The sequence below is a fragment of the Streptomyces sp. NPDC058619 genome, assembly GCF_042717785.1.
Taxonomy (GTDB): Bacteria; Actinomycetota; Actinomycetes; order Streptomycetales; family Streptomycetaceae; genus Streptomyces.
Map to the genome: position 1 here is coordinate 57,488 of NZ_JBHXQN010000032.1, position 25,070 is coordinate 82,557.

A 25,070-nucleotide genomic window follows, 5' to 3' on the forward strand; every position below is an offset into this window, starting at 1 on the left:
GCCGCCGTGGCCTTCGTCCCGGCGGGCCCGGTCCGCTTCCACGTACAGCAGCCGCCCGCCACCGGCCCCGACCGCCCGGGCCGTCCCGTGGTCGTGTTCCTGCACGGGCTGGTCGTCGACAACCTGTCCTCCTTCTACTGCCCGCTGGCCGTCCCCGTGGCGCTGTCCGGGCACCGCACCGTCCTCTACGACCTGCGCGGCCACGGCCGCAGCGAACGCCCGCCCACCGGCTACGACACCGGGACCGCCGTGCGGGACCTCTTCACGCTGCTCGGCGCGCTCGGCCTCGGCCGGCGCCCGGTCCACCTGGTCGGCAACAGCTACGGCGCCACCCTCGCCCTGCACGCCGCCCTCGCCCGGCCCGACCTGGTCGCCGGGCTCACCCTCCTCGAACCCCTCCTCGACGGGGCCTGGATGGAGAACATGGTGGACACCCTGTCGGCGGCCGCCCTCAGCCTGGAGGACAGCCCGGTGCCCGCCGAGCTGCTCACCCTGCGCCTGCGCAAGGCCGCCCACCTCACGGCCATCGCCGACGACCTGCTCAACCGGACCTCCCTCATCGACGACGTGGCGGCCGGCCGCACGTTCACCCCGGCCGACTACGCCCGGGTGGCCTGCCCGCTGCTGATCGTGTGCGGGGAGCATTCCGAACTGGTTCCGGGCGCGCGGGAACTGGCCCGTCACGCCCCGCGGGCCGCCCGGGTCAAGGTCCTCCCGGGGCTCGGCCACGACGTGCTGAAGGAGAGCAGCGGAGCGCTGCGGTCGGCCGTCCTCGCGCACCTCGACGCGACGGCCGCGGCGGCCGCGCGGGCCGCGGGAGCGGCGCGGCGGCCGCGGGCGGGGGCGTCGGCCCGATGAGGGTGCTCTTCACGGTGCCGCCGCTCGCGGGGCACGTCAATCCGACCGTGGCCGTCGGCGCCGAACTGGCTGCCCGGGGGCACGAGATCGCCTGGACCGGGCCGGCCGGCGCCCTGGCCCGGCTGCTGCCCCCGAACGCCCGCGTCCTGCCGGCCGGGGAGGAGGCCGGCGGCGGGTACGCGCTGCTGCACGCCCGCTGGCGCGACCTGCGCGGGATCGCCGCACTGCGCTTCCTCTGGGAGGAGGCCCTCGTCCCGCTGGCCCGGGCGATGGTGCCGGGGGTGACAGGGGCGGTGCGCGCCTTCCGGCCGGACGTGGTGGTCGCCGATCAGCAGGCCCTCGCCGGGCCGCTGGCCGCCCGGCGGCTCGGGGTGCCGTGGGTGACCTCCGCCAGTACCTCCGCCGAACTCACCCGTCCCTTCGCCGACTTCCCGAAGGTCGGCGCGTGGGTGGCCGGCCAGGTGTCCGGGCTGCTCGCGGAGTGCGGGGCCGGCGGCCCGGACGCGGTGCCTGACTGGGACCCGCTCTTCTCGGACCGGCTGGTCGTGGTGTTCTCCAGCCGTGAACTGGTCGGACCGGACCAGGAGTTCCCGTCCCACTACGCCTTCGTCGGTCCCGCCTTCGGCGCCCGGCCGGCCGCGCCCGGATTCCCGTGGCGGCGGCTGGACCCGGCCCGGCGCCGGGTCCTCGTGTCGCTGGGCACCCTCAACCAGGAGGCCGGCGGCCGGTTCTACGGCGCCGTGCTCGGCGCCGCCGAGCGGCTGGCCGGCGAGGTCCAGCTGGTCCTCGCGGCCCCGGCCGCGCTGGTGCGGGCCGTCGCGCCGGGCGGGTCGGTGCCCGCGAACGTCCTGCTCCGGAAGAGCGTGCCGCAGCTGGAGCTGCTGCCGCACCTGGACGCCGTGGTCTGCCACGGCGGGCACAACACCGTCTGCGAGTCCCTCGCGCACGGGCTGCCGCTCGTGGTCGCGCCGATCCGCGACGACCAGCCGATCGTGGCCCGGCAGGTCGTCGCGGCCGGCGCCGGGGTCCGGGTGCGGTTCGGCCGGACCCGGGCCGAGGAACTGCGCGACGCGCTCACGGCCGTGCTGGACGACCCCGGCCCCCGCCGGGGCGCCCGGCGGATCCAGGCCTCATTCGCCGCGGCGGGCGGTGCCGCCGCCGCGGCCGACCGGTTGGAGAAGCTGCTATGACGCCATCCCCCCTCCCCCCGGGCCGAGGGCGCCCGCCGGTCCGGATCCCGTGGACCTCCGCGGCGCTGCTGGCCGTGCTCGGTGCCGGCACCGTACGGGCCGCCCGCAGGCTGCGGGCCGTCCCCGTACTGCCCCTGCCGCCGGCGGGTGCGGCCGCCGGGGTCCCGCGGGCCTCCGGCTGGCGGCTGCTGACCGCCCGGGGGGTCGAGGCGGACGCCGCGACCTTCCTCGCCGCGTGCGCCCACGCCGACCGGGAGGGGCTCGCGGTGCTGGACCTGCTGCCGGGGGACCTCGGTGCCGAGCGGGCGCTGGGGCTGCTGCGACTGGTCGATCCCGCCCGCTACCGGGAGGACCGCCTCGGCGAGGGCCGGGGCGCCGGGTACGCCGTCCTCGTGGCCGACGGGGTGCTGGCGCGCGCCGGGGTGGACCCCGACGGGCCGCCGCCCGAGCCCGTACGGCTGCTGGAGCTGACGCGGCTGCTGAAGGAGTACGCCCCCGACGCCACGGGGCTGGCCATCGCCCCGGGGCTGAGCTGCGGTCGGGCCGCGGCGGAGGGGGCGGGCGGAGTGGTCCGGGCGGCCGAACTGCGGGCCCAGGGGCTGCCGCCGGGGGCGCTGGCGGCCGCGCAGCTGGCCGGGCTGGCCCTGCTGGCGGGCGTCGCCGTACGCCAGGGCCGGTGGGGAGCGGCCGCGGCGGGGCTGTACTGGCTCCAGCCGTACCTGGTCCTCGGCGGGCCGGGCAGCCCGCTGCACCCGGCGGACCTGGCGCCGGCCACGGCCGCCCGGCCGGTGCGCTCCCTCGGCACGGCCCTGCGTACGGCGGCGGCCGCCGCCCGTCCCACCGGAACGGACGCTGCGGACGCGGCGCGCGCCGAGGCGTACCGGGCCGAACTGGCTGCCGGGACCGAACGGTTCCTCGAACCGAGGCGGCCGGACTGCCCCTGGTGCGGCTCCCGGGAGCTCACCGTACGGGTCCGGGTGCCGGACCTGCTCCAGGGCAAGCCGGGCCGGTTCACGCTGGAGCAGTGCGGGGGCTGCGGGCACGTCTTCCAGAACCCCCGACTGAGCCCGGAGGGGCTGGAGTTCTACTACCGCGACTTCTACGACGGCCGGGGCGGCGAGGGCGCCGGCACGGTCTTCGGGCGGCTCGGCGCCGCCTACCGGGGCCGGGCCGAGATGCTGAGGCCGCACACGGCCCCGGGGTCGTGGCTCGACGTCGGCACCGGTCAGGGGCACTTCTGCAACGCGGCGCGGGCCGTCTGGCCGGACACCCGGTTCGACGGGCTGGACATGGGCGACGGCGTCCGCGGGGCGGAGCGGCGCGGCTGGGTGGAGACGGGCTACCAGGGCCAGTTCCCGGAATTCGCCGAGAAGTTGGCGGGCCAGTACGAGGTGGTGAGCATGTACCACTACCTGGAGCACACCCGGGACCCGTTCGCGGAACTGGACGCGGCGGCCGCCGTGCTCGCCCCCGGCGGGTTCCTGGCCATCGAACTCCCCGACCCCCAATCGCGGATGGCCCGGCTGCTGGGCCCGGCCTGGCTGCCGTGGTTCCAGCCGCAGCACCAGCACCTCATTCCGGCGGGGAACCTGCGCGAGGCGCTGGCGGACCGGGGCTTCACGGTCCTCGCCGAGGAGCACGGGCCGGCCCACCAGGGGAACGACTTCTTCGGCGCCGTGGCCCTGACCACGACCCGGCTGGCCCCCGACCCCGACCGGCCGTGGGCCCCCGCCCCCGCCCCCGGCCCGGGCCGACGGGCCCTCGCCCGCGCGGTACGGGCCGCCGCGCTGCCCTCCTTCGTCGGCGCGGCGGTGCTGGACGCGGTGCGCTCGGCGGCGGCCCGGCGTACGGACGGCGGCAACGCCTACCGCCTCCTGGCCCGCAAGGCGCCCCGATGACCCGGCCCGGCCCGGGCATCGCGGGCCGCCCCGCCGGCGCCCCGGCGGGGCCTGCCGGAAGCGGTGCGCCCCCTACGGCACCCGCTCCGGCCGGGAGCGGCGCGACCGTGCGGACCCAGGCGGCCGCGGAGCCCGTCCGCAGCCCCGCGACGGAACCCCTCCCGAACGACCCCGGCCCGGCAACCAGCCCCCCGGCACCCACGGGCCCCACCGAGCACCCCCCGCGCCCGGAACACGCCACCTCCACCGCGACCGGCGCGCGCCACCCGGCGCCCGGCCCCACCGGCGGTGGCCCGGGCCGCCCCGGGGAGGCCGGGTCCGGCGGGGGCGGGATCGCGCGGCGGGCAAGCGCCGATCCGCTGTTCCGGCTCGTCGCGTACGCCCTGGAGTCCGCGCACGGCCGGCCCCCGGCCGCCGTCTGGAGTGCCCCGTACGCCTTCCATCTGCACTCCCCCGGGCTCGTCGCGGCGGCCGGCTGGCCGGTGGCCGCGGCCGCGGCGCCGCGCACCGACGGCCTGGTGCGGCTCAGCTCGCTCGCCCACCCCGCGGACAGCTGCGACGTACCCCTCGCCCTGACCGGGCCGCCGCCCGACACCCCCGCCTGGGCGGCCCGGCCGTACGCGCTGCTGCGCGAGCTCGCCCGGGCCGGTTTCGGCCGCGGCGGGACCGACCTGCACGTCCAGGGCTCCCTCACGCCGGCCGCCGGGCTGGCCACGGCGGAGCCGGCGGACTGCGCGGTGGCGCTGGCCGTGGTCGACGTGCACACCCCGGCGGGCGACGAGCCCGACCGCGCGCACCTCGCCCTGCTGCTGGACCGGGCCCTGCCCGACGGGGACGGGGCGTTGCGCCGCGCGGCGCTTTTCGCCCGCCCGGGCGAGGCCCTGCTGCCGGGCCGGGACGACGCGCGGCCCCCGCGGTACGTGGCCTTCGACCCGGCGGCCACACGGGCCCGCCTGGTGCTGATGGCGGTACGCGGCCGCTCGGGCGCCGCCGACCGGCAGGCGGAACTGGCCCGGGCGGTGGCCTGCGCCCGGCGGGCCGGAGCCCTGAGCACCTGGCCGCCCGGGCCGCGACCGGGGAGCAGCGTGCTGGTGCTGCTGCCCGAGACACGGCTGGCTGCGGTGCGCACCGCGGTCGCGGCGGAGTTCCGCGAACGGGGGCGCCCCGTACCCCGGTTCCTGAACATCGCCGTGGCCGGCCCGGCCCGCCGCGAGGAATAGCGCCCCGCCCGTCCGGGGCCTGCGGCCGGCCCGGGGCCCCCTCCGGTCCCGGGCAGCACGCGGAACCCCGACCCGGCCGGACCGAGGGACCGCCGGCCTGGCGGCCACGGTCGCCGCCCGGGCCACCGAGGGCACCGCCCCAGGCCCGCGCGGCGACGGCCCCGACGAACCGCCGGGTGGCCCGGGACCCCATCCAGGGCCACCCGGGCCACCCGGGCCCACACCCGCACACCCGCACACCCGGATCCGCCATGCCGCGGGCTCCGCGACCACCACGAGGAGGCACCACCCATGCCCGTCACCCCACCCCCACCCCCGCCCCCGTCCCCCTCGCCCGCGCCCGCGGCATCGGCAGCGGCAGCGAGCCGCAGGGCCGTGCGGTCCGCGCTCGTGGCCGGGCTCGGCGCGCTCGGCCTGCTGGCCGCGTTCACCATCGCCGGCTCCCAGGCCGCCGCGGGAGCCGACCCCGCCCGTACGGCGACGGCCACGGCCGCGCTGCCGGCGTACGACCACGTGGTGGTCGTCGTCTACGAGAACAAGCAGTACGGCGAGATCATCGGCAGCGCGAACGCCCCGTACATCAACCAACTCGCCAACGGCGGCGCGAGCCTGACCGGGATGAAGGCGCTGACCCACCCCAGCCAGCCGAACTACTTCAACCTCTTCTCCGGCTCCACCCAGGGCATCACCGGCGACGGCTGCTACGCCCCGCAGTCGATGACCGCGCCCAACCTCGGGCAGGAGCTGATCGCGGCCGGCAAGACGTTCGCGACGTACAACGAGGACCTGCCGTCCGAGGGTTCCACGGCGTGCACCAGCGGCCAGTACGCGCAGAAGCACAATCCGTGGTTCGCCTTCAAGAACGTGCCGCTGAACACCGGGAAGACCTGGGCGCAGTTCCCGCAGGGCAACTTCGCGGCGCTGCCGGACCTGTCCTTCGTGGTGCCCAACCAGTGCAACGACATGCACTCCTGCCCGGTCGCCACCGGTGACACCTGGACGCGCACCCACCTCGACGCCTACGCGCAGTGGGCGAAGGCCAACAACAGCCTGCTCGTACTGACCTGGGACGAGGACAACTACCTGGGTTCCAACCAGATCGCCACGGTCTTCCACGGGGCGCACGTCAAGCCGGGCCGGTACGCGACGGCCTTCAACCACCACCACCTGCTCCGGACCTTCGAGGACCTCTTCGGCACGGCGACGCACGCGGGCAACGCCGCCAACGTCCAGCCGATCAGCGAGGTGTTCGCGGATTCCACGGAACCCACGCCCACGCCGACTCCCACACCCACACCCACCCCGACCCCGACTCCTACCCCCACCCCGACTCCCGGCGGGCTCAAGCTGGTCGACCCCGGCCCGCGCACCTGCACGTTCAACCAGACCTGCACCATCCAGCTCACCACCACCGGAGCCAAACCCCCCGTCCGCTACACCGCCACCGGACTCCCCTGGGGCCTCACCCTCGACCCCGCCACCGGACGCATCACCGGCAAACCCTGGGCCACCGGAACCCTCCGGATCACCGCCACCGCCACCGACGCCACCCCCACCACCGCAACCACCACCTTCCCCCTCACCCTCAACTGGTTCTAAGGGAGGCCTCCGTGTACCTGTCGACCGGCAGGGCGGCGGACATCGCCGCGGACACCCCGTCGCGCACGGGCCCCGTGCGGGCCGTCCCCGGCACCGTCTTCGCGCTCGGCCTGGTCAGCCTGGTCACGGATGTCTCCGCGGAGATGGTCACCGCCGTCCTGCCGCTGTACCTGGTGGCCGGGCTCGGGATGTCCCCGCTCGCGTTCGGCGCGCTGGACGGGCTGCAGCAGGGCGCCACCGCGCTGCTGCGGCTGCTGGGCGCGCGGGTCGCCGACCGGACCCGCCGGCGGAAGCTCGTCGCGGGCGCCGGGTACGCGCTGTCCGCCGCCTGCAAAGCGGCCCTGCTCACCGTCACCACCCCCTGGTCGGTGGCGGCGGTGCTCGCCGCCGACCGGACCGGCAAGGGCCTGCGCACCGCGCCCCGCGATGCGCTGATCTCGCTGTCCTGTGCGCCCGGGGAGCAGGGGCGGGCCTTCGGCGTGCACCGCGCGATGGACACCGCGGGCGCGCTGCTGGGGCCGCTGGCCGCGTTCGAGGTGCTGTGGGTCGCGGCCGACGGATACGACGCCGTGTTCACCGTGAGCTGCTGCTTCGGCGTCCTGGGGGTCGTACTGCTGGCCTTGTTCGTACGCGAGGCACCCGCGCCGCCGGCACCCGCGCTCCCGGCGCCGACTCCCCGCGTGCCGGCTGCCCCGGCCGCGGCGCCGCCCGCGTCCGCCGTACGGAGCCTGCTGCGCCTGCCGGAGCTGCGACGGCTCTGCCTGACCGCCACCGCGCTCGGCGTGTTCACCGTCGGCGACGCCTTCCTCTACCTCCTGCTCCAGCGGCGGCTCGACCTGCCGCTCGCCTGGTTCCCGCTGCTGCCCGTCGGCACGGCGGCCGTGTTCCTGCTGGCCGCGCTGCCCGTGGGCCGGCTCGCCGACCGGCTGGGCCGCCGCCGCGTCTTCCTCGCCGGGCACCTGCTGCTGCTCGGCGCGTGCCTGCTGCTCCTGGCTCCGCTGCCCGCCGGCCCGGCCCTCGCCGGCGCGGGCCTGGCCGTCGTGGCGCTGCTCGGCCTGTTCTACGCGGCCACCGACGGGGTGCTGATGGCGGCCGCCGCGCCGCTGCTGCCGGCCGGACTGCGGACCACCGGCCTCGCCGTGCTGCAGACCGCGCAGGCGCTGGCCCGGTTCGCCGGTTCGCTGCTGTTCGGGGCGGCCTGGACGCTGTGGGGGCCCGGTGCCGCGCTGGCGGCCGCGGCCTGCGGGCTGTTGCTCGCCCTGGCGGCGACCTCCGCGTTCGGCGGGCGGGGGGCGGGCGGGGCGACGTAGGGTCGGGGGCATGTCTGACGCACAGGGCACATCGAACGGGCAGCGGATGCTGGAGGGCAGGGTCGCCCTGGTGGCCGGGGCGACGAGGGGAGCGGGCCGCGGCATCGCGGTCCAGCTGGGCGCGCAGGGCGCGACCGTGTACGTGTCCGGTCGCAGCACCCGCGACCGGCGCTCGGAGTACGACCGGCCCGAGACGATCGAGGAGACCGCCGAGCTGGTCACGGCGGCGGGCGGGCAGGGCATCGCGGTGGTCGCGGACCATCTGGTGCCGGGCGAGGTCGAGGCGCTCGTCGGCCGGATCGACGCCGAGCAGGGCCGCCTGGACGTCCTGGTGAACGACATCTGGGGCGGCGAGCTCCTTTTCGAGTGGGACAGCACGGTCTGGGAGCACGACCTGGACAAGGGGTTGCGGCTGCTGCGGCTGGCGGTGGAGACCCACGCGATCACCAGCCACTTCGCGGTGCCGCTGCTGCTGCGCACGCCGGGCGGGCTCGTGGTGGAGATGACGGACGGCACGGCCGAGTACAACGCGAGCCGCTACCGGGTGTCGTTCTTCTACGACATCGCCAAGTCCTCCGTGCTGCGGATGGCGTTCGCGCTGGGCCACGAGCTGGGGCCGCGCGGGGTGACGGCCGTGGCGCTGACCCCGGGCTGGCTGCGTTCGGAGATGATGCTCGACACCTTCGGGGTGACGGAGGCGAACTGGCGGGACGCACTGGAAAAGGTCCCGCACTTCGGCATCTCCGAGACCCCGGCGTACGTGGGCCGGGCGGTCGCGGCGCTCGCCGCGGACCCGGAGGTGGCGCGCTGGAACGGGCAGTCGCTCTCCAGCGGGCAGCTGGCCGGGGAGTACGGCTTCACCGACCTCGACGGGAGCCGCCCGGACGCCTGGCGGTACATGGTCGAGGTCCAGGACCCGGGCCACCCGGCTGACGCCACCGGCTACCGCTGACCCCGGCACGGGACGGGGGCCACCAAGACGGCGCGGCCACCAGGCGGACCCGGTTCAGCCCCGGCGGGTGGACGGGGCGGCGGCCTCGACCATCCGGGTCAGCCCCTCCAGCACGCACCGCAGGCCGAACGCCCAGACGGCCTCGGGGTCGTAGGCCCCGACCGTGCTGCCGACCCGGCCGGCCAGCGGATAGCGCTCGGGGTCCATGGCCCGCTCCAGCAGCGGGGCGCTGACGGCCCACCACTCGTCGTCGCTCTGGCGGCTGTTGTGCGCTGCGGCGTCGGCGGCGGCGAGGGCGTTGGCGTGGACGAAGCCGAGCAGGTGGGTCAGGGCGGCGTCCATCTCGGCGTCGCTCAGGCCGATTCCGTCGAAGGCCGCGAGCTCGCGGTCGTACTTCCCGATGACGCCCGGCCCCAGCGGCGGGCGGGTCACGGCGAGGTCGGCGATCCACGGGTGGCGTTCGAGCAGGGCGCGGTTGTCCTCGGCGACGCGGGTGACCTTGGCGCGCCAGGGCTCGCCGAGGTCGCTCCCCCCGCTGCCCGTGTCCCGGTAGGCCCCGTCGAGCATGAGGTCGAGCAGCTCGGCCTTGCCCGGAACGTAGGTGTACAGGGTCATGGGGGTCACTCCGAGCCGCTGGGCGAGCGCCCGCATCGTGAGAGCGTCCAGCCCCTCCTCGTCGGCGAGGTCGGTGGCGGCCCGTACGACGGCGTCCACGGTCAGGCCCTGCCGCGGTCCGCGCCGCGCGGGCGGGTCCTGTCCGGGTTCGCGCCAGAGCAGCCGCAGGGTGCGGACGGGGTCGCCCGCGCCGCTCCGGTCCTTCGCCATACGGACTCCTTCGGGTTCGGTCGATCGCGGGCCGGGAACTCACTACAGCGTATAGAGTACGGTGTACGAAATAAGCCGCGCCGCCGCCACCGCGAGGAGTTCCGTGCAGATCGACGCCGCCGGTCATGACGCCGACAGCCATCAGGTCATCCAGGTCCGCGGAGCCCGGGGGAACAATCTCCGGAACATCTCCCTGGACATCCCCAAGCGCCGCCTCAGCGTCTTCACGGGCGTCTCGGGCTCCGGAAAGTCCTCCCTCGTCTTCGGCACCATCGCCGCCGAGTCGCAGCGCATGATCAACGAGACGTACACGGCCTTCATCCAGTCCTTCATGCCGACCCTGGGCCGGCCGGACGTGGACGGTCTGAACAACCTGAGCGCCGCCATCGTGGTCGACCAGGAGCGGATGGGAGCCAACTCCCGTTCCACCGTGGGCACCGCCACCGACGCCTACACCATGCTGCGGATCATCTTCTCCCGCCTCGGCACCCCGCACATCGGCACCTCCACCGCCTTCAGCTTCAACACCCCCGACGGCATGTGCCTGCGCTGCGAGGGCATCGGCCAGATCTCCGACATCGACGTCGACCAGCTGGTGGACCGGGAGCTCTCCGTCAACGAGGGTGCGATCACCGTGCCCGGATACGCGGTGGACTCCTGGTACTGGCAGGTCATGGCGGGTTCGGGCTTCTACTCCCCCGACACCAAACTGAAGGACTTCACCGAGCAGGAGTGGGCGGACTTCCTCCACAAGGACTCGGTGAAGGTCAAGGTCGGCTCGAACAACTTCACGTACGAGGGTCTGATCACCAAGATCCAGCGGACCTACCTCGCCAAGGACCGCGAGGCCATGCAGCCCCACATCCGGTCGTTCGTGGACCGCGCCGTGGTCTTCACGGACTGTCCGGACTGCGGGGGCACCCGGCTCTCGGCGGCCGCGCTCTCCTCGCGCATCGACGGCCTGAACATCGCCGAATGCTCGGCGATGCAGATCAGCGACCTGGCGACGTTCGTCCGGCGGCTCGCCGACCCGGGTGTGGCACCGCTGCTCACGAGCCTGCGGGAGCTCCTGGACTCGCTCGTGGAGATCGGGCTGGGCTACCTCAGCCTTGACCGCCCCTCGGGCACCCTCTCCGGCGGGGAGGCGCAGCGGGTCAAGATGGTCCGCCACCTGGGCTCCTCGCTCTCGGACGTCACATACGTCTTCGACGAGCCCACCATCGGCCTGCACCCGCACGACATCCGGCGGATGAACGACCTGCTGCTGCGCCTGCGCGACAAGGGCAACACGGTGCTGGTGGTGGAGCACAAGCCGGAGGTCATCGCGATCGCCGACCACGTGGTGGACCTCGGTCCCGGCGCGGGCACGGCGGGCGGCGAGCTCTGCTACGAGGGCGACGTCGCCGGGCTGCGCTCCTCGGGCACGCTCACCGGCCGCCACCTCGAACACCGGGCGCGGCTGCGGGAGTCGGTGCGCACGCCGCGCGGGCAGCTGTCGGTGAAGGGGGCCGACCTGCACAACCTGAAGGACGTCAGCGTGGACGTTCCGCTGGGGGTGCTGGCGGTGGTGACCGGGGTCGCGGGTTCCGGGAAGAGCTCGCTGATCCACGGCTACCTGGCCGGGCAGGACGGGGTGGTCGTCGCCGACCAGTCGCCGATCCGCGGCTCGCGCCGGTCCAACCCGGCTACGTACACCGGCCTGCTGAGCCCGATCCGTACGGCCTTCGCCAAGGCCAACGGCGTCAAGGCGGCGCTGTTCAGCGCGAATTCGGAGGGCGCCTGCCCGAAGTGCAACGGCCTCGGGCTCGTCTACACGGACCTGGCGATGATGGCGGGGGTGTCCTCGGTCTGCGAGGAGTGCGAGGGCAAGCGGTTCACGCCCGAGGTTCTCACGTACGAGCTGCGGGGCAAGAACATCAGCGAGGTGCTCGACATGCCGGTGGCGGAGGCCCGCGAGTTCTTCACCACCGGACAGGCGCGGGCGATCCTGGGCCGGCTGGCCGACGTGGGGCTGGGCTACCTGCGGCTCGGTCAGCCGCTCAACACCCTTTCGGGCGGGGAACGGCAGCGGCTCAAGCTCGCGATCAACATGGCGGAGAAGTCCTCGACGTACATCCTGGACGAGCCGACGACCGGGCTGCACATGGCCGATGTCGACAAGCTGCTCGCCCTGCTGGACCGGCTCGTCGACGACGGCAACTCGGTGATCGTCATCGAGCACCATCAGGCGGTGATGGCGCACGCGGACTGGCTGATCGACATCGGGCCGGGCGGCGGGCACGCCGGCGGCGAGGTGGTCTTCGAGGGCACTCCGGCGGCCCTGGTGGCCGGGTCGGACACGCTGACCGCCCGCCACCTGCGCGAGTACGTCTCCTCGTAGCCCGCCGCGGTGCGCGGGGGGCGGGGCGCGGGGCACGCCGAGCGGGGCACACCGAGGGCGCGTCCGGTGCGCTCGGCGCGGGCCGGGTTCCGGACGGCCCGCGCCCGGGTCCGGCTCAGCCGCGGCCGTCGCCCGGCCCGGGCTCCGCGCCCGACCCCGGCCCGTCCCCCGCCTCGGTCCCGGCGTCCGCGAGGCGCAGTTCGCCGGCGCCGAGGGGGCTGAAGTAGCGGGCCGCATCGGCGTCGGTGACCTCTCCGAGGGTGGCCGGGGACCAGCGCGGCGCCCGGTCCTTGTCGATGACCTGCGCCCGGATCCCCTCCACCAGGTCCGCCGACGCCAACGCGTTGCACGACACCCGGTACTCCTGCTCCAGCACCCGCTCCAACGGACCCAGCACCGCCGCCCGCCGCAACGCCGCCAGGGTCACCTTCACCGCGGTCGGCGACTTCGCCAGCAGCGTCTCCCCCGCCTCCTTCGCGGCCGGATCACCGTGCCCCTGCAACCGCTCGACGATCTCCTCAACCGAATCCCCCGCGTAGCACGCGTCGATCCACCCCCGCCGCTCCGCCAGCACACCCGGCGGCGGCACCGCCACGTACCGCTCCAACACCTCCCGCACCGGAGCCGCCGCCAGATCCGCCACCAACCCCGGCAACGCCTGCGACGGCACGAAATGATCCGCCAGCCCGCACACCAACGCGTCCGCCGCGCCCACCACCGCGCCCGTCAACGCCAGATGCGTACCCAACTCCCCCGGCGCCAGCGCCAGCAGATACGTCCCACCCACATCCGGCACGAACCCGATCCCCGTCTCCGGCATCGCCACCCGCGAGCGCTCCGTGACGATCCGCACGCTCCCGTGCGCCGACACACCCACCCCGCCCCCCATCACGAGCCCGTCCATCAACGCCACGTACGGCTTCGCGAACCCCGCGATCCGCGCGTTCAACCGGTACTCGTCCCGCCAGAACTCCGCCGAACCACCCCCGCCCACCCGCGCGTCCTCGTAGATCGCCCGGATGTCACCCCCCGCGCACAACCCCCGCTCACCCGCACCGCGGATCAGGACCTGCGCGATCGCCGGATCGTGCTCCCAGGCCGCCAGCGCCTCGTCGATGCGCACCACCATGGGGCGGGTCAGGGCGTTCAGGGCCTTCGGCCGGTTCAGGGTGACCACACCGGTGTGGCCCTCCACGTCGAACAGGACGGCGTTGTCGTCTTCGATCTTCACCCCGCCAGTATGTCCGCGCCCGCTCGGGGCCGGGGGATACGCATCGTCTCCCTGCTGCCCGCCGCCACCGACATCGTCGCCGAACCGGTCTCGCCGCCGATCTCGTGGGCCGGTCGCACGCGTGCGACCGGCCGCCGGCCGCGGTCGCCGGGGTGCCCGTGGCCGCGGCCGCCGAGTTCGCCGCAGAGACCCTGGCCCTGACCCTGAACCTGACCAGCCGGGAGATCTCCGAGGCCGGGGGCGGGGCGGCGCACAGCGGCTCCTCGTCGTACACCCTGGACACCGGGGCCCTCGCCGCGCCGGCCCCCGACGTGGTGCTCCCCCGGACCTGCGCGGGGCGGAGGTCCTGGCCCGGCTGCTGCACGGGGTGGAGGCGGGCGAGCCGCTCACGGGGACCGAGGCGCAGCGCCTGGCCCGAGCCCGGCGCGGGACCGGTGGGCGTCCGCCCCTCATCCCGCCGACCAGGCCCGGAGCACCGGCGAGGGAACGGCCACCTCCACCCACACGCACTTCCCGCCCGACCAGGGGCGCGAGCCCCAGCTGCGGGCCAGCCGCTCCACGATCAGCAGCCCGTGCCCGCCCGGCCGCCCCCGCCGGTCCGGGGCCGGGGGGCGCACGGGCACCGGCGGCGCGGGGTTGCCGTCGGTCACCTCGATCCGGAGCCGCTCCTCGGTGCAGTCGAGCACCAGGGAACCGGGTCCGCCCCCGTGCAGGCAGGCGTTGGCCACCACCTCGGAGACCAGGAGCAGGACGTCGTCGGCGGCCGCCTGCTCGTCCTCCGCCGAAGCCGGGAGCCAGCGCCAGGCGGTCAGGGCCCGGCGCGCGAAGTCGCGGCTGCGCGTCACGACGTCGGTGGTGCCGTCCAGCCCCAGGTACCAGGTCCTGCCGGGTGACCCCCGCTGTTCCATGGCGATCGGACTCCTCGTGTCGGGTGGCGGCCGGCCGGTGCCGTCGGCGTGGTCCGTACGCGGCCGCGGCAGCGCCCGTCAGCCGGGCGGACCGGCGGCCGGGCTCAGCGCCTCCGCCACGCTGGCGTGTACGGGGAAGACCCCGTCCGCGCCAGTGATGCGGAACATCCGGGAGACCGACCCGCGCAAACCGGCCAGCTCCACGGTGGCGCCGGCCTCCCGGGCCGTGAGCCGGCCGTGGAGGAGCACGTTCAGGCCGGTGGAATCGCAGAAGCCCAGCCCCGCCAGGTCCACCAGCAGCCGGCCACCGGGGGTGACCGCCGCGTCCAGGGCCTCGCGCAGGGGCTGCGCGGTGTCGTGGTCCAGCTCGCCCGCAAGCTCCAGGACGACGACTCCGTCCACCGCCCGCACCGCGACGGTGAAGCGCTCGCTGTCCGCTCCGCCAACCATCCGGCATCACCCTTCCATCTCGTCCATGCCCCTTCCCGAAAGCCGCGGCGATACGCCTGCGCCCTGACGGGAAGCGGGACGGGGCCGGGCGGCTGCGGTGACGGAAGCCTGACGAGAAGGGTACGGAGGAACCACCGCCCGCGCGGCAACCGACATGGCGTGAGCGGCGCCGACCGGAAGGCTCCGTCAGGCGGGGAGGGCGTCGGCGGTGGGGACGACGGTGCCGAACAGGTCGGTGACGGTGGTCAGGGCCGCGGCCTGGAGTGCGGTGGCGGGCAGGACGGAGCCGTCCGGGGCGGTGAGGGCCCGCGTGGCGGTCGCGTCGGCGACGACGGTCGGCCGGTAGCCGAGGTGGAAGGCGCCCTGGGCGGTGTGGCTGACACACATGTGCGTCATGAAGCCGGCCAGGACCAGGCTCGCGCCGCCCTCCGGGACCACGCCGAGGTCGCGCAGCGTCTTCTCCAGCACGGTGGCGTGGAAGGAGTCGGGGAACTGCTTGACCACGACCGGTTCGCCGTCCGTCGGGGCGACTTCGTCGCTGACGGCCCCGATGTGGGCCCGGATGTCGTACGGGCTGCCCTCGCCGCCGTCGTTGACGACGTGGACGACCGGGATGCCCGCGGCGCGGGCGCGCTCCAGCAGGCGGGCGGCCGCCGCGAGCGCTGCCTCGGCCCCTTCGAGGGCCATGACCCCGGTGCGGTAGGTGTTCTGGAAGTCGATCATGATCAGGGCGGATTCGGCCAGGCGGGGCGGGCGGCTGTCCAGGCCGATCACGTCGCGCAGGGTCGTGGAGGGGTGGATCGCGTTCATCGGGAGCCTTTCGAAGGGGTTTCGGGCAGGGCGGAGCCGCCGGGCGGCCCGCATGCGGGCCGGGAGTACCGGGGTTCCGGTGGCGGCGGGATCGGGGGGGTCCGGGTCGGAGCGACCGGGGCGAGGGGGTACGGGTCACGGGGTACGGGTCGAGGAGGTACCGGTCAGGAGGTACCGGTCAGGAGGTACGGGTCAGGAGGACCGGGTGCGGAAACGGCGGCGGTAGGCACCCGGGGTCGTGGCGAGCTGCCGCCGGAAGGCGCGGTGCAGGGTCTCGGCCGAGCCGAAACCGGCGACGGCGGCGACCTGCTCCAGGGGGCGGTCGGTGCGCTCCAGCAGCCGGCGGGCCGCCTCCACCCGGGCGGCGGCGACGTAGTCGGCCGTACTGGTGCCCGTCTCCTGCTTGAACACCCGGGCGAAGTGCCGTTCGCTCAGGCACATCCGGGCCGCCAGGGCCGGCGCGGACAGGTCCTCGTCCAGGTGGTCGGCGATCCACAGGCGCAGTGCGTCGATGTCACGCCGCTCGGAGGCGGGGCTGCTGAGCGGCACGGAGAACTGGCTCTGGCCGCCCTGGCGCTTGAGGTACATCACCAACTGCCGCGCCACCGACAGGGCGACGTCCTCCCCGAGGTCTTCGGCCACCAGGGCCAGGGCGAGGTCCAGACAGGCGCTGATCCCGGCCCCGGTCCACAGCCGGCCGCGGTCGGTGCGGACGAAGATCGGGTCCGGGTCGACGGTGACGGCCGGGTGGTCGGCCGCGAGCTGGGCGGCCGTCGACCAGTGGGTGGTCGCCGTCTTCCCGTCGAGCAGTCCCGCGGCGGCCAGCACGTGCGCTCCCACGCACACCGATGCCACGCGCCGGGCCTGCGGGGCGGTCACCCTCACCCACTCCACGACCCCGGCGTCGACGCGGGCCACCGGGCCGTCACCGGTCAGGTCGACCGCGCCGGGCACCAGCAGGGTGTCCACCTGTCCGCCGACCTCGTCGAAGGTCAGGTCGGTGAGCAGCCGTACCCCCGCCGACGTGCGGACCTCGCCGGCGAGTGTTCCGGCCAGGCGGACCTGGTATCCGGCGCGGCCGCCGGTCTCCCGGTTGGCCAGCGCGAACACCTCGGCCGGGCCGGTGACGTCGAGGAGGTCGACATCGGGGAAGACCGCGATGACGACCCGGTGCGAAGGGGACATGCCCCCATCCTCGGCCCGCCCGCCGACGGCCGCAATGACGATTCCCTGTCACATCCGGACATCCGGACATCCGCACATCCAGCCGCGGGACGCACGCCACACGGGCGGCCGCGCATGAATCCGGAGCGCCGAAGCATGCGCGGGGGATGGAATGCGTGGTGTACGGGAAGCGGGCGGACCGGTCGGAGACCGTGGAGTGCGCCGTGGAGGACGAGGCCTGCCAGCTGGTCCTCAAGCGGCTGCGGGGGCTCGGCGACGGCGAGTTCGGCTGGGTGCGCCTGGCCGATCCGTCCGAGGACGAACTCGTGCAGCTGGCCGAGGAGCTGGGCCTGCACCCCCTGGCCGTCGAGGACGCGGTCCACGCGCACCAGCGCCCGAAGCGTGAGCGCTTCGGCGACGTCCTGGCCGTCGCGCTGAAGACCCTCTGGTACGTCGAGGAGGAGGCCGCGGTGGAGACCGGCGAGATGATGCTCTTCGTCGGCCCCCGCTACCTCCTCACCGTGCGGCACGGCACGGTCGACCCCTGCCCCGAGGCCGCCCGCCGGCTCGACGCCGACCCCGACCTGCTGCACCTCGGCTCCTGGGCCGCCCTGCACGCCGTCCTGGACGTCATCGTCGACGCCTACAGCGACGCCGCCGCCAGGGTGCGCAGCGCGCTGAACCGGCTGGAGGACCAGGTCTTCTCCACCTCGCGCGTGGACCACACGGAGCGCATCTACTCCCTCAAGCGGGAGGTCCGCGAGTTCCGTGACGCGGTGCAGCCCCTCGTCCCGGTGCTGGGCGGCCTGCTGAGCGGGCTGGGCCAGGAGGACCATCCGCCGGAGATCGTCCCGTACTTCCGTGACGTCGCCGACCACCTGCACCGCACGGACATCGAGGTCCGCACCCTCGACGAGCTGCTGAACTCGGTCCTCGACGCCCAGCAGGCCCGGGTGGGCACCTGGCAGAACGACGACATGCGGCGCATCTCCGCCTGGGCGGCGATCTTCGCGGTCCCGACGATGGTCGCCGGGGTGTACGGAATGAACTTCGCGCACATGCCCGAGCTCGGCTGGACGTACGGCTACCCCCTGGCCGTCGGCCTCATGGCGGCCGCGTCGGGCGCCCTCTACCGTTCCTTCCGCCGCAACGGCTGGCTGTGAGGCCGGTGCGTTCCGCCCACCGCCGCCGCCCTCGTACGGACATGACCGCCCCGGTACGGACATGACTGCCGCCGAACGGGTAACCCGCGGGGAATGACACACATCGCGAAGGCGGACCGGGACGGCGGGCACGCGCGTCCCGACACCGGCAGGGACGACCAGGCGGGCCCGGACCGGGACGTGGAGGAGCGGGCCCCCGACCAGCCCTCCGGGCTCCCGGCACGGTCGTGGCTCGCCGTCCTGCGCGGCACGGTCAAGGAGTTCACGAACGACGAACTCGCCGACCGCGCCGCCGCCCTGACCTACTACGGGGTCCTCGCGCTCTTCCCCGCCCTCCTGGTCCTCGTGTCCCTGCTGGGCATGGCGGGCGAGTCGGCGACCAAACAGGTGGGGTCCTCGCGCTCTTCCCCGCCCTCCTGGTCCTCGTGTCCCTGCTGGGCATGGCGGGCGAGTCGGCGACCAAACAGGTGCTGGACAACCTGCAGCAGCTGGCTCCCGGCTCCGCCCGCGACGTGATCAGCGACGCGGTCGTCCAGCTGCAGGGCAACAGCGGCGTCGGATCGCTGCTGGCGGTCGTCGGCCTGGTCGTGGCCGTGTGGTCCGCCTCCGGCTACATCGCCGCGTTCATCCGCGCCTCCAACGCCGTCTACGACATCCCCGAGGGCCGGCCGGTGTGGAAGGTGCTGCCGCTGCGCCTGGCGCTCACCGTCACCCTGATGGTCCTGGCCTGTGCCAGCGCGCTCATCGTCGTCTTCACCGGCGGCCTGGCCCGGCAGGCGGGCGCCGCCCTGGGCATCGGCGACCAGGCCCTGACGGTGTGGTCGATCGCGAAGTGGCCGGTCCTGGTGCTCCTCGTCACGATCATGATCGCGCTGCTGTACTGGGCCGCCCCGAACGCCAAGGGCCGCGGCCTCAAGTGGGTGACTCCGGGCAGTGTGCTGGCGCTGGTGATCTGGATGGCCGCCTCGGCCGGATTCGCCTTCTACGTCGCGAACTTCGCCTCGTACAACAAGACGTACGGCACGGTCGCCGGTGTGGTCGTCTTCCTCGTGTGGCTGTGGATCACCAACCTCGCCGTCCTCCTCGGGCTGGAGTTCGACGCGGAGATGGCCCGCCAGCGCGCGATCGCCGGGGGGATGCCCGCGGACGAGGAGCCGTACGTCCGGCCCCGCGACACCCGCGCCTGGAGCGACGAGGACCGCCGCCGGATGGAGTGACCCGGTCCAGCCGGTGCCCCGGGAGCGCGCCGTCCGGCGGTGTCCGTAGAATGCGCGGGAAGACGTCCCCGCGCGGGTGTGCGTGCCGGGCGAGCGGGACGGAACCGATGAACGAATCGGCGGAGGGCAGCGACCGGCGCATGTGGACCCATCGCCCCATATCGGTCACCGCCGCGTTCAAGGGCACCGAGAAGGTCGCGGCCGCACGGGAGCTGGCCCGCTCGTTCCTGGCGGACGTACGGGACAAGCACGGGCTTCCCGTGTCGCAAAACGTCCTGGAGACCGTCGAGTTGGTGGTCAGCGAGCTGGTCACCAACGCCCGCAAGTACGCCCCCGGCCCCTACCTCCTCGCGCTGGAGGTCCGGGACGGCGCCGTCGAGATCGGCGTGAGGGACGACAACCCGACGCCTCCGGGCATCCTGACGCCCGACCCGTACCGCATCGGCCAGCACGGCCTGGAGATCGTCATCGCCGCCGCCCGGAGCTTCCGCGTCCGGCCGGAGGGCGCCGGCAAGCGGGTCACGGCCGCGATCGCGCTGACCGAGGCCGACCGTCCGGCGGGCGGACCCGCACCGGACTGATCACCGATCAGTGCACCTGGACCCCGATGAGGCACGTGTCGTCGTCGGTGTCGGACGCACTGTAGGTCAGCAGGTTGTCGAGACGCTTCTCCAGCGAGTCGGCCGGCCGCGAGGCCACGGAGAGCAGCTGGGCCAGCGCGTCCATCACCGACACGTCCCGGCGTTCGACGAGCCCGTCGGTGTACATGAGCAGGACGTCCTCCCGCTCCAGCTGCACCTCCTCCTCCGCGTAGACCACGTCGGGCATGGCCCCCAGGAGCGCCCCGGAGGTCAGCGGGAACGCCCGGGCACTGCCCCCTCGCACCAGGACGGGCGGCAGGTGGCCGGCGCGCGCCCAGCGCAGCGAGCGGGTGGCCGGGTCGTAGATCCCGCAGACGGCGGTCGCGGTCAGGTAGCTGGTGAGGTGGTAGGTGACGGTGTTCAGCCAGGAGAGCAGCTGCGCGGGGCCGGCGCCGGTCACGGCGAGGCCGCGCAGCGCGTTGCGCAGGACGACCATGCCGGTGGCCGCCTGGATGCCGTGCCCGGCCACGTCGCCGACGCTGATGAGGATCTTCTGGTCGGGCAGCACGACCGAGTCGTACCAGTCGCCGCCGACGAGCGATTGCGACTCCGCCGGCCGGTAGCGGACGGCGATGCGGATGCCGGGGACCTCCAGGGGCGCCGGGGCCGGGGGCATGATGGCCTGCTGGAGCTGGAGGGCGAGCCGGGTGCGGTCCGCGGAAGCGGCCTCGCTGCTGGCGAGCTGGTCACGCGTGGCGGCGAGGGCCACCTCGGTCCAGTGCTGCGCCGAGATGTCCTGGCAGGCGCCCCGTACGGACCGCAGCCGCCCCCGCTCGTCCAGAACGGGTTCGGCCACGATCCGGATGTGGCGGATGATGCCGTCGGGGCGGCGCAGGCGGAAGTCCACCGATGACTCGCGGAGCCGGTGCAGAAGCGTGCGCAGGAAGCGGCCGATCGAGTTGACGTCGTGGGGGTGGGCGTGGGCGGCCAGGTCCTCCAAGGGGACGGGAGGGGCGGTCTCGGGAAGCCCGAAGAGGGCGAAGAGCTGGCCGTTCCAGGTGATGGAACCGGTCCGGAGGTCCTGTTCGAAACCGCCGACCCGGCCGAGGCGCTGCGCGTGCTGCAGGAGGCTGGCGAGCCGCGCGGCCTCGTCCTCGATCTTCCAGACGAGCAGGAGGGCGGCGCCGTGCCGGCTGATGCCGACGTCGGCGACGGAGGTGAGGGGGACCTCGCCGACGAAGGCGGTCAGGGTCATGCGCGGCGCCTGGCACGGCTCGCCCGTGGCGTAGACCCGTTCCAGCCGGGAGAAGAGCCCGTCGGCCTCGGCGGCGGCGGGGTAGGCCTCCAGGAAGTGCGCGCCGGTGACGAGCGAGCGGGGGCGGCCGGCGGGGTCGACGAACCGCTTGTTCGTGTGGTGGATGCGGAAGTCGGCCAGTTGCCCGCCCGCGTCGAGGTGGGGGGTCAGGATCAGTACGGGGTCGTGGAGGTGGTCGGCGAGGTCCAACAGTTCGGCGACCCCCGCCGGCCCGGCGACGCCCGCCGGGTACGGGGTGCCCGCGGACCGGGGGTGCTCCTGCGGGGGCCGGTCCCCGAGGGTGTGGGCGCACAGCTCGGCCAGGGCCTCCAGTTGCCGCAGGACCTGAGGCGGCTGGGGCGGCAGCCGGTCCGGCCAGCTCACTTCGAGCACCCCGTGGATCCGCCCCCCGGTCCCCGCCGGGACCACGACGCGTCCGCCGTCGGGGTACTGGCGCCGGCCGATCGTCGGGATCCCCGCGTCGGAGAGGCAGGGCACCACGGCGAGGTCCCGGCTGTGCAGCGCCAGCCGGGCGCAGGTGGCGACCTCCGGGGGGACGTAGCGCCAGCGGGCTGCCTCCTCTTCCGTGAACCCGGCCTGGCCGACCAGGGCGAGCGAGGAGTCCGGACCCACGAGCCAGATGGCGACGCCGTACGCGCCGAGCGGTCCGAGCGCGTTCTCCAGCAGCGCGGTGGCGACGGCCTGGGAGTCGGTCGCGGCCAGCGCCCGGCTCTCCGCGGCCCTCAGCCGGACCGCCGGGGCGGGGTCCCCCGCGGTCGACGGCTCGCCGTCCGCGGACTTGAGGAACTGCGCGGCGACCGCGCTGACCTGGTCGCGGGCGGCCTGGTTGATGACGTCGACGGCCAGGCCGAGGACGGTGACGTCCGACTGCGCCGCGAGCCGGGTCAGTTGCCGGGAGGCCTCGGCGGGCCCGCAGCCCAGCCGGCCCACGAGGATCCCCTTGGCCATCTCGATCAGCGCGCGCCCGTCGGCGGCCCACTGGGCCTCCTGGGCCTCCTGGCGCAGCCGCTCCACGGTGGCGGCGAGCCGGCCCACCTCGCCGGCCGGCCGGCCGTGGGGAGGGGCCCCCTCGTCCCCGGCCGTCGCGCGGGCGTCGTGCTCCGCGGTGCGGCGCGCGGCCGGGACGTCCGCGGCGCCGCCCTGCCCGGGCGGCGGGACGGGGCGCCGGGGGGCTCCGGACTCGTCGTGGGCGCTGTTCACCGGAGGTCGGCTTCTTCCGTGGGGGCGGTGGGGGCGGGAACGTCAGGCACGGGAGCCCGAGGTGTCCTGCGGCAGGAGCCAGCGGCGGAGCCGGGCGATCAGGTCGTTCGCGTCGACGGGCTTGGTGACGTAGTCGCTCGATCCGGAGGCGATGCTCTTCTCGCGGTCGCCGGGCATGGCCTTGGCGGTGACCGAGATGATGGGCAGGTCCGCGTACTGGGGCATGTTCCTGATCTCCGCGGTCGCGGCGTACCCGTCGAGCTCGGGCATCATGACGTCCATCAGGATCAGGTCGATGCCCGGGGTGCTCATCAGGGTGTCGATGCCCTTGCGGCCGTTCTCGGCGTGCAGGACCCGGATGCCGTGGAGTTCGAGGATGCCGCTGATCGCGTACAGGTTGCGCGGGTCGTCGTCGACCACCAGCACGGACATGTCGGCGAGGCCGGGTTCGATGTAGGCCTGCTCCGACGGGGCGGTCTCGGCCTCGGTCCGGACGAGGGGGAGGACGTCCCCGAGCCGGTCCACCGAGAGGTGCAGGGTGATCCGTTCGCGCAGTTCGTCCAGGCTGGAGAGGATCTCCAGGCGCTGGCCGGTCGCGTGCCGGGCGACCTCCCGCTGCTGGTCCCCCGTCATGCGCCGGTTGTCGTGGGCCAGCACCGGCAGGGACGCCAGGGCGGAGTCCCCCGCCATGGCGCGGAGGAAGCTCAGGGCCTCGCCGCTGGAGCCCAGTTCGAGGACCACGCAGTGGAACGGGGACTGGGCGAGCACGGCGGCGGCGTCCGCGGCGGTCACGGCGGCGACCACCTCGACCCGGTCGGACGGTCCCACGGCGGCCCGTCCGGCGATCAGGTCGGCCGCGGCGCTCTCGGCGACGAGGCTGAGGAGGCCGTTGCTGCGCTCCTCGATCACCAGGAGCCGCCGGGGGTGGCGGTCCCCGCCGGCGTCCGCGGCGCTCTCGCCCTGGTCGGCGGAGTCGGGTGCGGCGCCCTCCAGCGCGGGGACCTCGGCGTCCCGTTCGACGAAGTCGGGGCGCGACACCGGCAGGTACAGCGTGAACGTGGACCCCTCGCCCGGCGCACTGCTCGCGGTGACCACGCCGCCGAGGAGCCGGGCGATCTCCCGGGTGATGGACAGCCCCAGTCCGGTGCCGCCGTACTTGCGGCTGGTCGTGCCGTCGGCCTGCTGGAACGCCGCGAAGATGACCTCCAGCTGCTCCTCGGCGATGCCGATGCCCGTGTCGACGACCTTGAAGGCGACGACGGACCCGGACCGGGCCAGTTCCTCGGGGAGCTCCGCGGCGTTCGCGGGTTCGATCCGCAGCTGGACCCGGCCGCTCTCGGTGAACTTGACGGCGTTGGACAGCAGGTTGCGCAGGATCTGCTGGAGCCGCGCGTCGTCGGTGTGCAGGTCCACCGGTACGCCGGCCGAGCTCGTGATGTCGAAGTCGAGGCCCTTCTGGCTGGTGAGGGGCCGGAAGGAGGCTTCCACGTAGTTGAGGAGCCGCTTGAGCGAGACCCGTTCCAGGTTGACGTCCATCTTGCCCGCCTCGACCTTCGACAGGTCGAGGATGTCGTTGATGAGCTGGAGGAGGTCGGAGCCGGCGGAGTGGATGATGCCCGCGTACTCCACCTGCTTGGGGGTGAGGTTGCGGCTCGGGTTCTGCGAGAGGAGCTGGGCCAGGATGAGGAGGCTGTTGAGCGGGGTGCGCAGCTCGTGGCTCATGTTGGCGAGGAACTCGGACTTGTACTTCGAGGCCAGCGACAACTGCTGGGCCCGGTCCTCCAGTTCCTGGCGGGCCTGCTCGATCTCCAGGTTCTTCGTCTCGATGTCGCGGTTCTGCGTGGCGAGGAGGGCGGCCTTCTCCTCCAGTTCGGCGTTGGACCGCTGGAGTTCGTCCTGCTGGACCTGCAACTGCTCGGACCGTGCCTGCAGTTCGCCCGTGAGGCGCTGTGACTCCCCGAGGAGTTCGTCGGTACGGGCGTTGGCGACGATGGTGCTGACGTTGACGCCGACGGTCTCCATCAGGCGCCCGAGGAAGTCGCGGTGCACGGGGGTGAAGGAGTTGAAGGTGGCCAGCTCGATGACCCCGAGGACCTGGTCCTCGACGAGGATGGGCAGCACGATGAGGTTGGCGGGGGCGGCCGCTCCGAGCCCGGAGGAGATCAGGTAGCCGGGCGGCAGGTTGTCGGTGGTGAGGATGCGGCGGCTGCGGGCCGCCTGTCCCACCAGGGTCTCGCCGCGGCGCACCCGCCGGGCGGCGGGGTGGTCGGCGGGCCGTCCGAACGAGCCGATCAGGGACAGCCAGGTTTCGCCGTCGGCTTCCTCGGCGAGGTAGAAGGCCCCGTAGCTGGCGTCGACCAGGGGGGCCAGTTCGTCCATGACGAGTTCGGCGACGACGGCGAGGTCGCGGTGGCCCTGCATCAGGCCGGAGATCTGCGCCAGGTTGGACTTCAGCCAGTCCTGTACCTGGTTGGCCCGGGTCGTCTCGCGCAGCGAGCCGACCATCGAGTTGATGTTGTCCTTGAGCTCGGCGACCTCACCGGAGGCGTCCACCGTGATCGACCGGGTCAGGTCGCCCTCGGCGACCGCGCTGGCCACCTCCGCGATCGCACGGACCTGCCGGGTCAGGTTCCCGGCCAGCTCGTTGACGTTCTCCGTCAGCCGCTTCCACGTACCCGACACGCCCTCGACCTCGGCCTGACCACCCAGCCGGCCCTCACTGCCGACCTCGCGCGCCACACGCGTCACCTCCGCCGCGAACGACGACAGCTGGTCGACCATCGTGTTGATCGTCGTCTT

18 protein-coding genes and 1 pseudogene are annotated in these 25,070 nt (G+C 74.4%); 11 read left to right on the forward strand and 8 right to left on the reverse strand.

Features of this window, described 5'->3' with window-relative positions; translation table 11 throughout:
- Positions 1–6 precede the first annotated feature (6 nt).
- The 7 genes from ACFWTC_RS26315 (at position 7) to ACFWTC_RS26345 (ending at position 9,027) form a co-directional block, all read left to right on the forward strand.
- Complete coding sequence (locus ACFWTC_RS26315) at positions 7–858, forward strand: alpha/beta fold hydrolase (RefSeq protein WP_383931270.1); 852 nt, start codon at positions 7–9, stop codon at positions 856–858.
- A complete protein-coding gene (locus ACFWTC_RS26320) occupies positions 855–2,048 on the forward strand; it encodes a glycosyltransferase (RefSeq protein ID WP_384028734.1) in 1,194 nt (397 codons plus the stop codon). Before ACFWTC_RS26315 ends, ACFWTC_RS26320 begins: the two co-directional genes overlap by 4 nt.
- Complete coding sequence (locus ACFWTC_RS26325) at positions 2,045–3,946, forward strand: class I SAM-dependent methyltransferase (protein ID WP_384028736.1); 1,902 nt, start codon at positions 2,045–2,047, stop codon at positions 3,944–3,946. The genes ACFWTC_RS26320 and ACFWTC_RS26325 overlap by 4 nt, the downstream gene beginning before the upstream one ends.
- A gap of 107 nt (positions 3,947–4,053) precedes the next feature.
- Positions 4,054–5,166 carry a galactokinase gene (locus ACFWTC_RS26330; protein ID WP_384028738.1) on the forward strand — a complete coding sequence of 371 codons (1,113 nt, stop codon included), beginning with the start codon at positions 4,054–4,056 and terminating at the stop codon, positions 5,164–5,166.
- Positions 5,167–5,541: 375 nt separating this feature from the next.
- Positions 5,542–6,765 (forward strand): alkaline phosphatase family protein, encoded by a 1,224-nt coding sequence (locus tag ACFWTC_RS26335; protein ID WP_384074673.1) that lies wholly within the window; start codon positions 5,542–5,544, stop codon positions 6,763–6,765.
- Positions 6,766–6,776: 11 nt separating this feature from the next.
- A complete protein-coding gene (locus ACFWTC_RS26340; protein ID WP_384028742.1) occupies positions 6,777–8,075 on the forward strand; it encodes an MFS transporter in 1,299 nt (432 codons plus the stop codon).
- Positions 8,076–8,085: 10 nt separating this feature from the next.
- Complete coding sequence (locus tag ACFWTC_RS26345) at positions 8,086–9,027, forward strand: SDR family oxidoreductase (protein ID WP_383931835.1); 942 nt, start codon at positions 8,086–8,088, stop codon at positions 9,025–9,027.
- A gap of 54 nt (positions 9,028–9,081) precedes the next feature.
- On the opposite strand, the gene ACFWTC_RS26350 is transcribed toward ACFWTC_RS26345, so the two are convergent.
- Positions 9,082–9,852, reverse strand: coding sequence for a TetR/AcrR family transcriptional regulator (locus ACFWTC_RS26350; RefSeq protein ID WP_384028744.1), 771 nt, complete (start codon positions 9,850–9,852; stop codon positions 9,082–9,084).
- 103 nt (positions 9,853–9,955) lie between these two features.
- Here ACFWTC_RS26350 and ACFWTC_RS26355 point away from each other — a divergent pair, with 103 nt between their 5' ends.
- Positions 9,956–12,232 carry an ATP-binding cassette domain-containing protein gene (locus ACFWTC_RS26355; RefSeq protein WP_384028746.1) on the forward strand — a complete coding sequence of 759 codons (2,277 nt, stop codon included), beginning with the start codon at positions 9,956–9,958 and terminating at the stop codon, positions 12,230–12,232.
- 115 nt (positions 12,233–12,347) lie between these two features.
- Here ACFWTC_RS26355 and ACFWTC_RS26360 read toward each other — a convergent pair whose 3' ends face one another.
- From ACFWTC_RS26360 to ACFWTC_RS26380, 5 genes are all read right to left on the reverse strand, one after another.
- The gene (locus ACFWTC_RS26360; RefSeq protein ID WP_383931858.1) at positions 12,348–13,457 is read right to left on the reverse strand and encodes an enoyl-CoA hydratase/isomerase family protein; all 1,110 of its coding nucleotides are present in this window, start codon (positions 13,455–13,457) and stop codon (positions 12,348–12,350) included.
- Between the two features lie 455 nt (positions 13,458–13,912).
- Entirely contained in the window at positions 13,913–14,371 is a 459-nt protein-coding gene (locus ACFWTC_RS26365) for an ATP-binding protein (RefSeq protein ID WP_383931841.1), read from the reverse strand.
- A gap of 78 nt (positions 14,372–14,449) precedes the next feature.
- Positions 14,450–14,821 carry an STAS domain-containing protein gene (locus ACFWTC_RS26370; protein WP_383931843.1) on the reverse strand — a complete coding sequence of 124 codons (372 nt, stop codon included), beginning with the start codon at positions 14,819–14,821 and terminating at the stop codon, positions 14,450–14,452.
- Between the two features lie 186 nt (positions 14,822–15,007).
- Positions 15,008–15,631, reverse strand: coding sequence for an isochorismatase family protein (locus tag ACFWTC_RS26375; RefSeq protein WP_383931845.1), 624 nt, complete (start codon positions 15,629–15,631; stop codon positions 15,008–15,010).
- A gap of 192 nt (positions 15,632–15,823) precedes the next feature.
- Positions 15,824–16,816, reverse strand: a complete 993-nt coding sequence (locus ACFWTC_RS26380; RefSeq protein ID WP_383931847.1) for a GlxA family transcriptional regulator — start codon at positions 16,814–16,816, stop codon at positions 15,824–15,826.
- Between the two features lie 158 nt (positions 16,817–16,974).
- Here ACFWTC_RS26380 and ACFWTC_RS26385 point away from each other — a divergent pair, with 158 nt between their 5' ends.
- From ACFWTC_RS26385 to ACFWTC_RS26395, 3 genes and pseudogenes are all read left to right on the forward strand, one after another.
- Positions 16,975–17,958 carry a magnesium and cobalt transport protein CorA gene (locus ACFWTC_RS26385; RefSeq protein WP_384028748.1) on the forward strand — a complete coding sequence of 328 codons (984 nt, stop codon included), beginning with the start codon at positions 16,975–16,977 and terminating at the stop codon, positions 17,956–17,958.
- 93 nt (positions 17,959–18,051) lie between these two features.
- Positions 18,052–19,175: pseudogene (locus ACFWTC_RS26390) on the forward strand (YihY/virulence factor BrkB family protein).
- A gap of 107 nt (positions 19,176–19,282) precedes the next feature.
- Positions 19,283–19,756 carry an ATP-binding protein gene (locus ACFWTC_RS26395; protein WP_383931853.1) on the forward strand — a complete coding sequence of 158 codons (474 nt, stop codon included), beginning with the start codon at positions 19,283–19,285 and terminating at the stop codon, positions 19,754–19,756.
- Between the two features lie 7 nt (positions 19,757–19,763).
- On the opposite strand, the gene ACFWTC_RS26400 is transcribed toward ACFWTC_RS26395, so the two are convergent.
- Both ACFWTC_RS26400 and ACFWTC_RS26405 read right to left on the reverse strand, forming a co-directional pair.
- The gene (locus tag ACFWTC_RS26400) at positions 19,764–22,271 is read right to left on the reverse strand and encodes a SpoIIE family protein phosphatase (protein WP_384028754.1); all 2,508 of its coding nucleotides are present in this window, start codon (positions 22,269–22,271) and stop codon (positions 19,764–19,766) included.
- A gap of 42 nt (positions 22,272–22,313) precedes the next feature.
- Positions 22,314–25,070 (reverse strand): ATP-binding protein (locus ACFWTC_RS26405; RefSeq protein WP_383931857.1); only part of this gene is annotated, 2,757 nt, incomplete at its 5' end.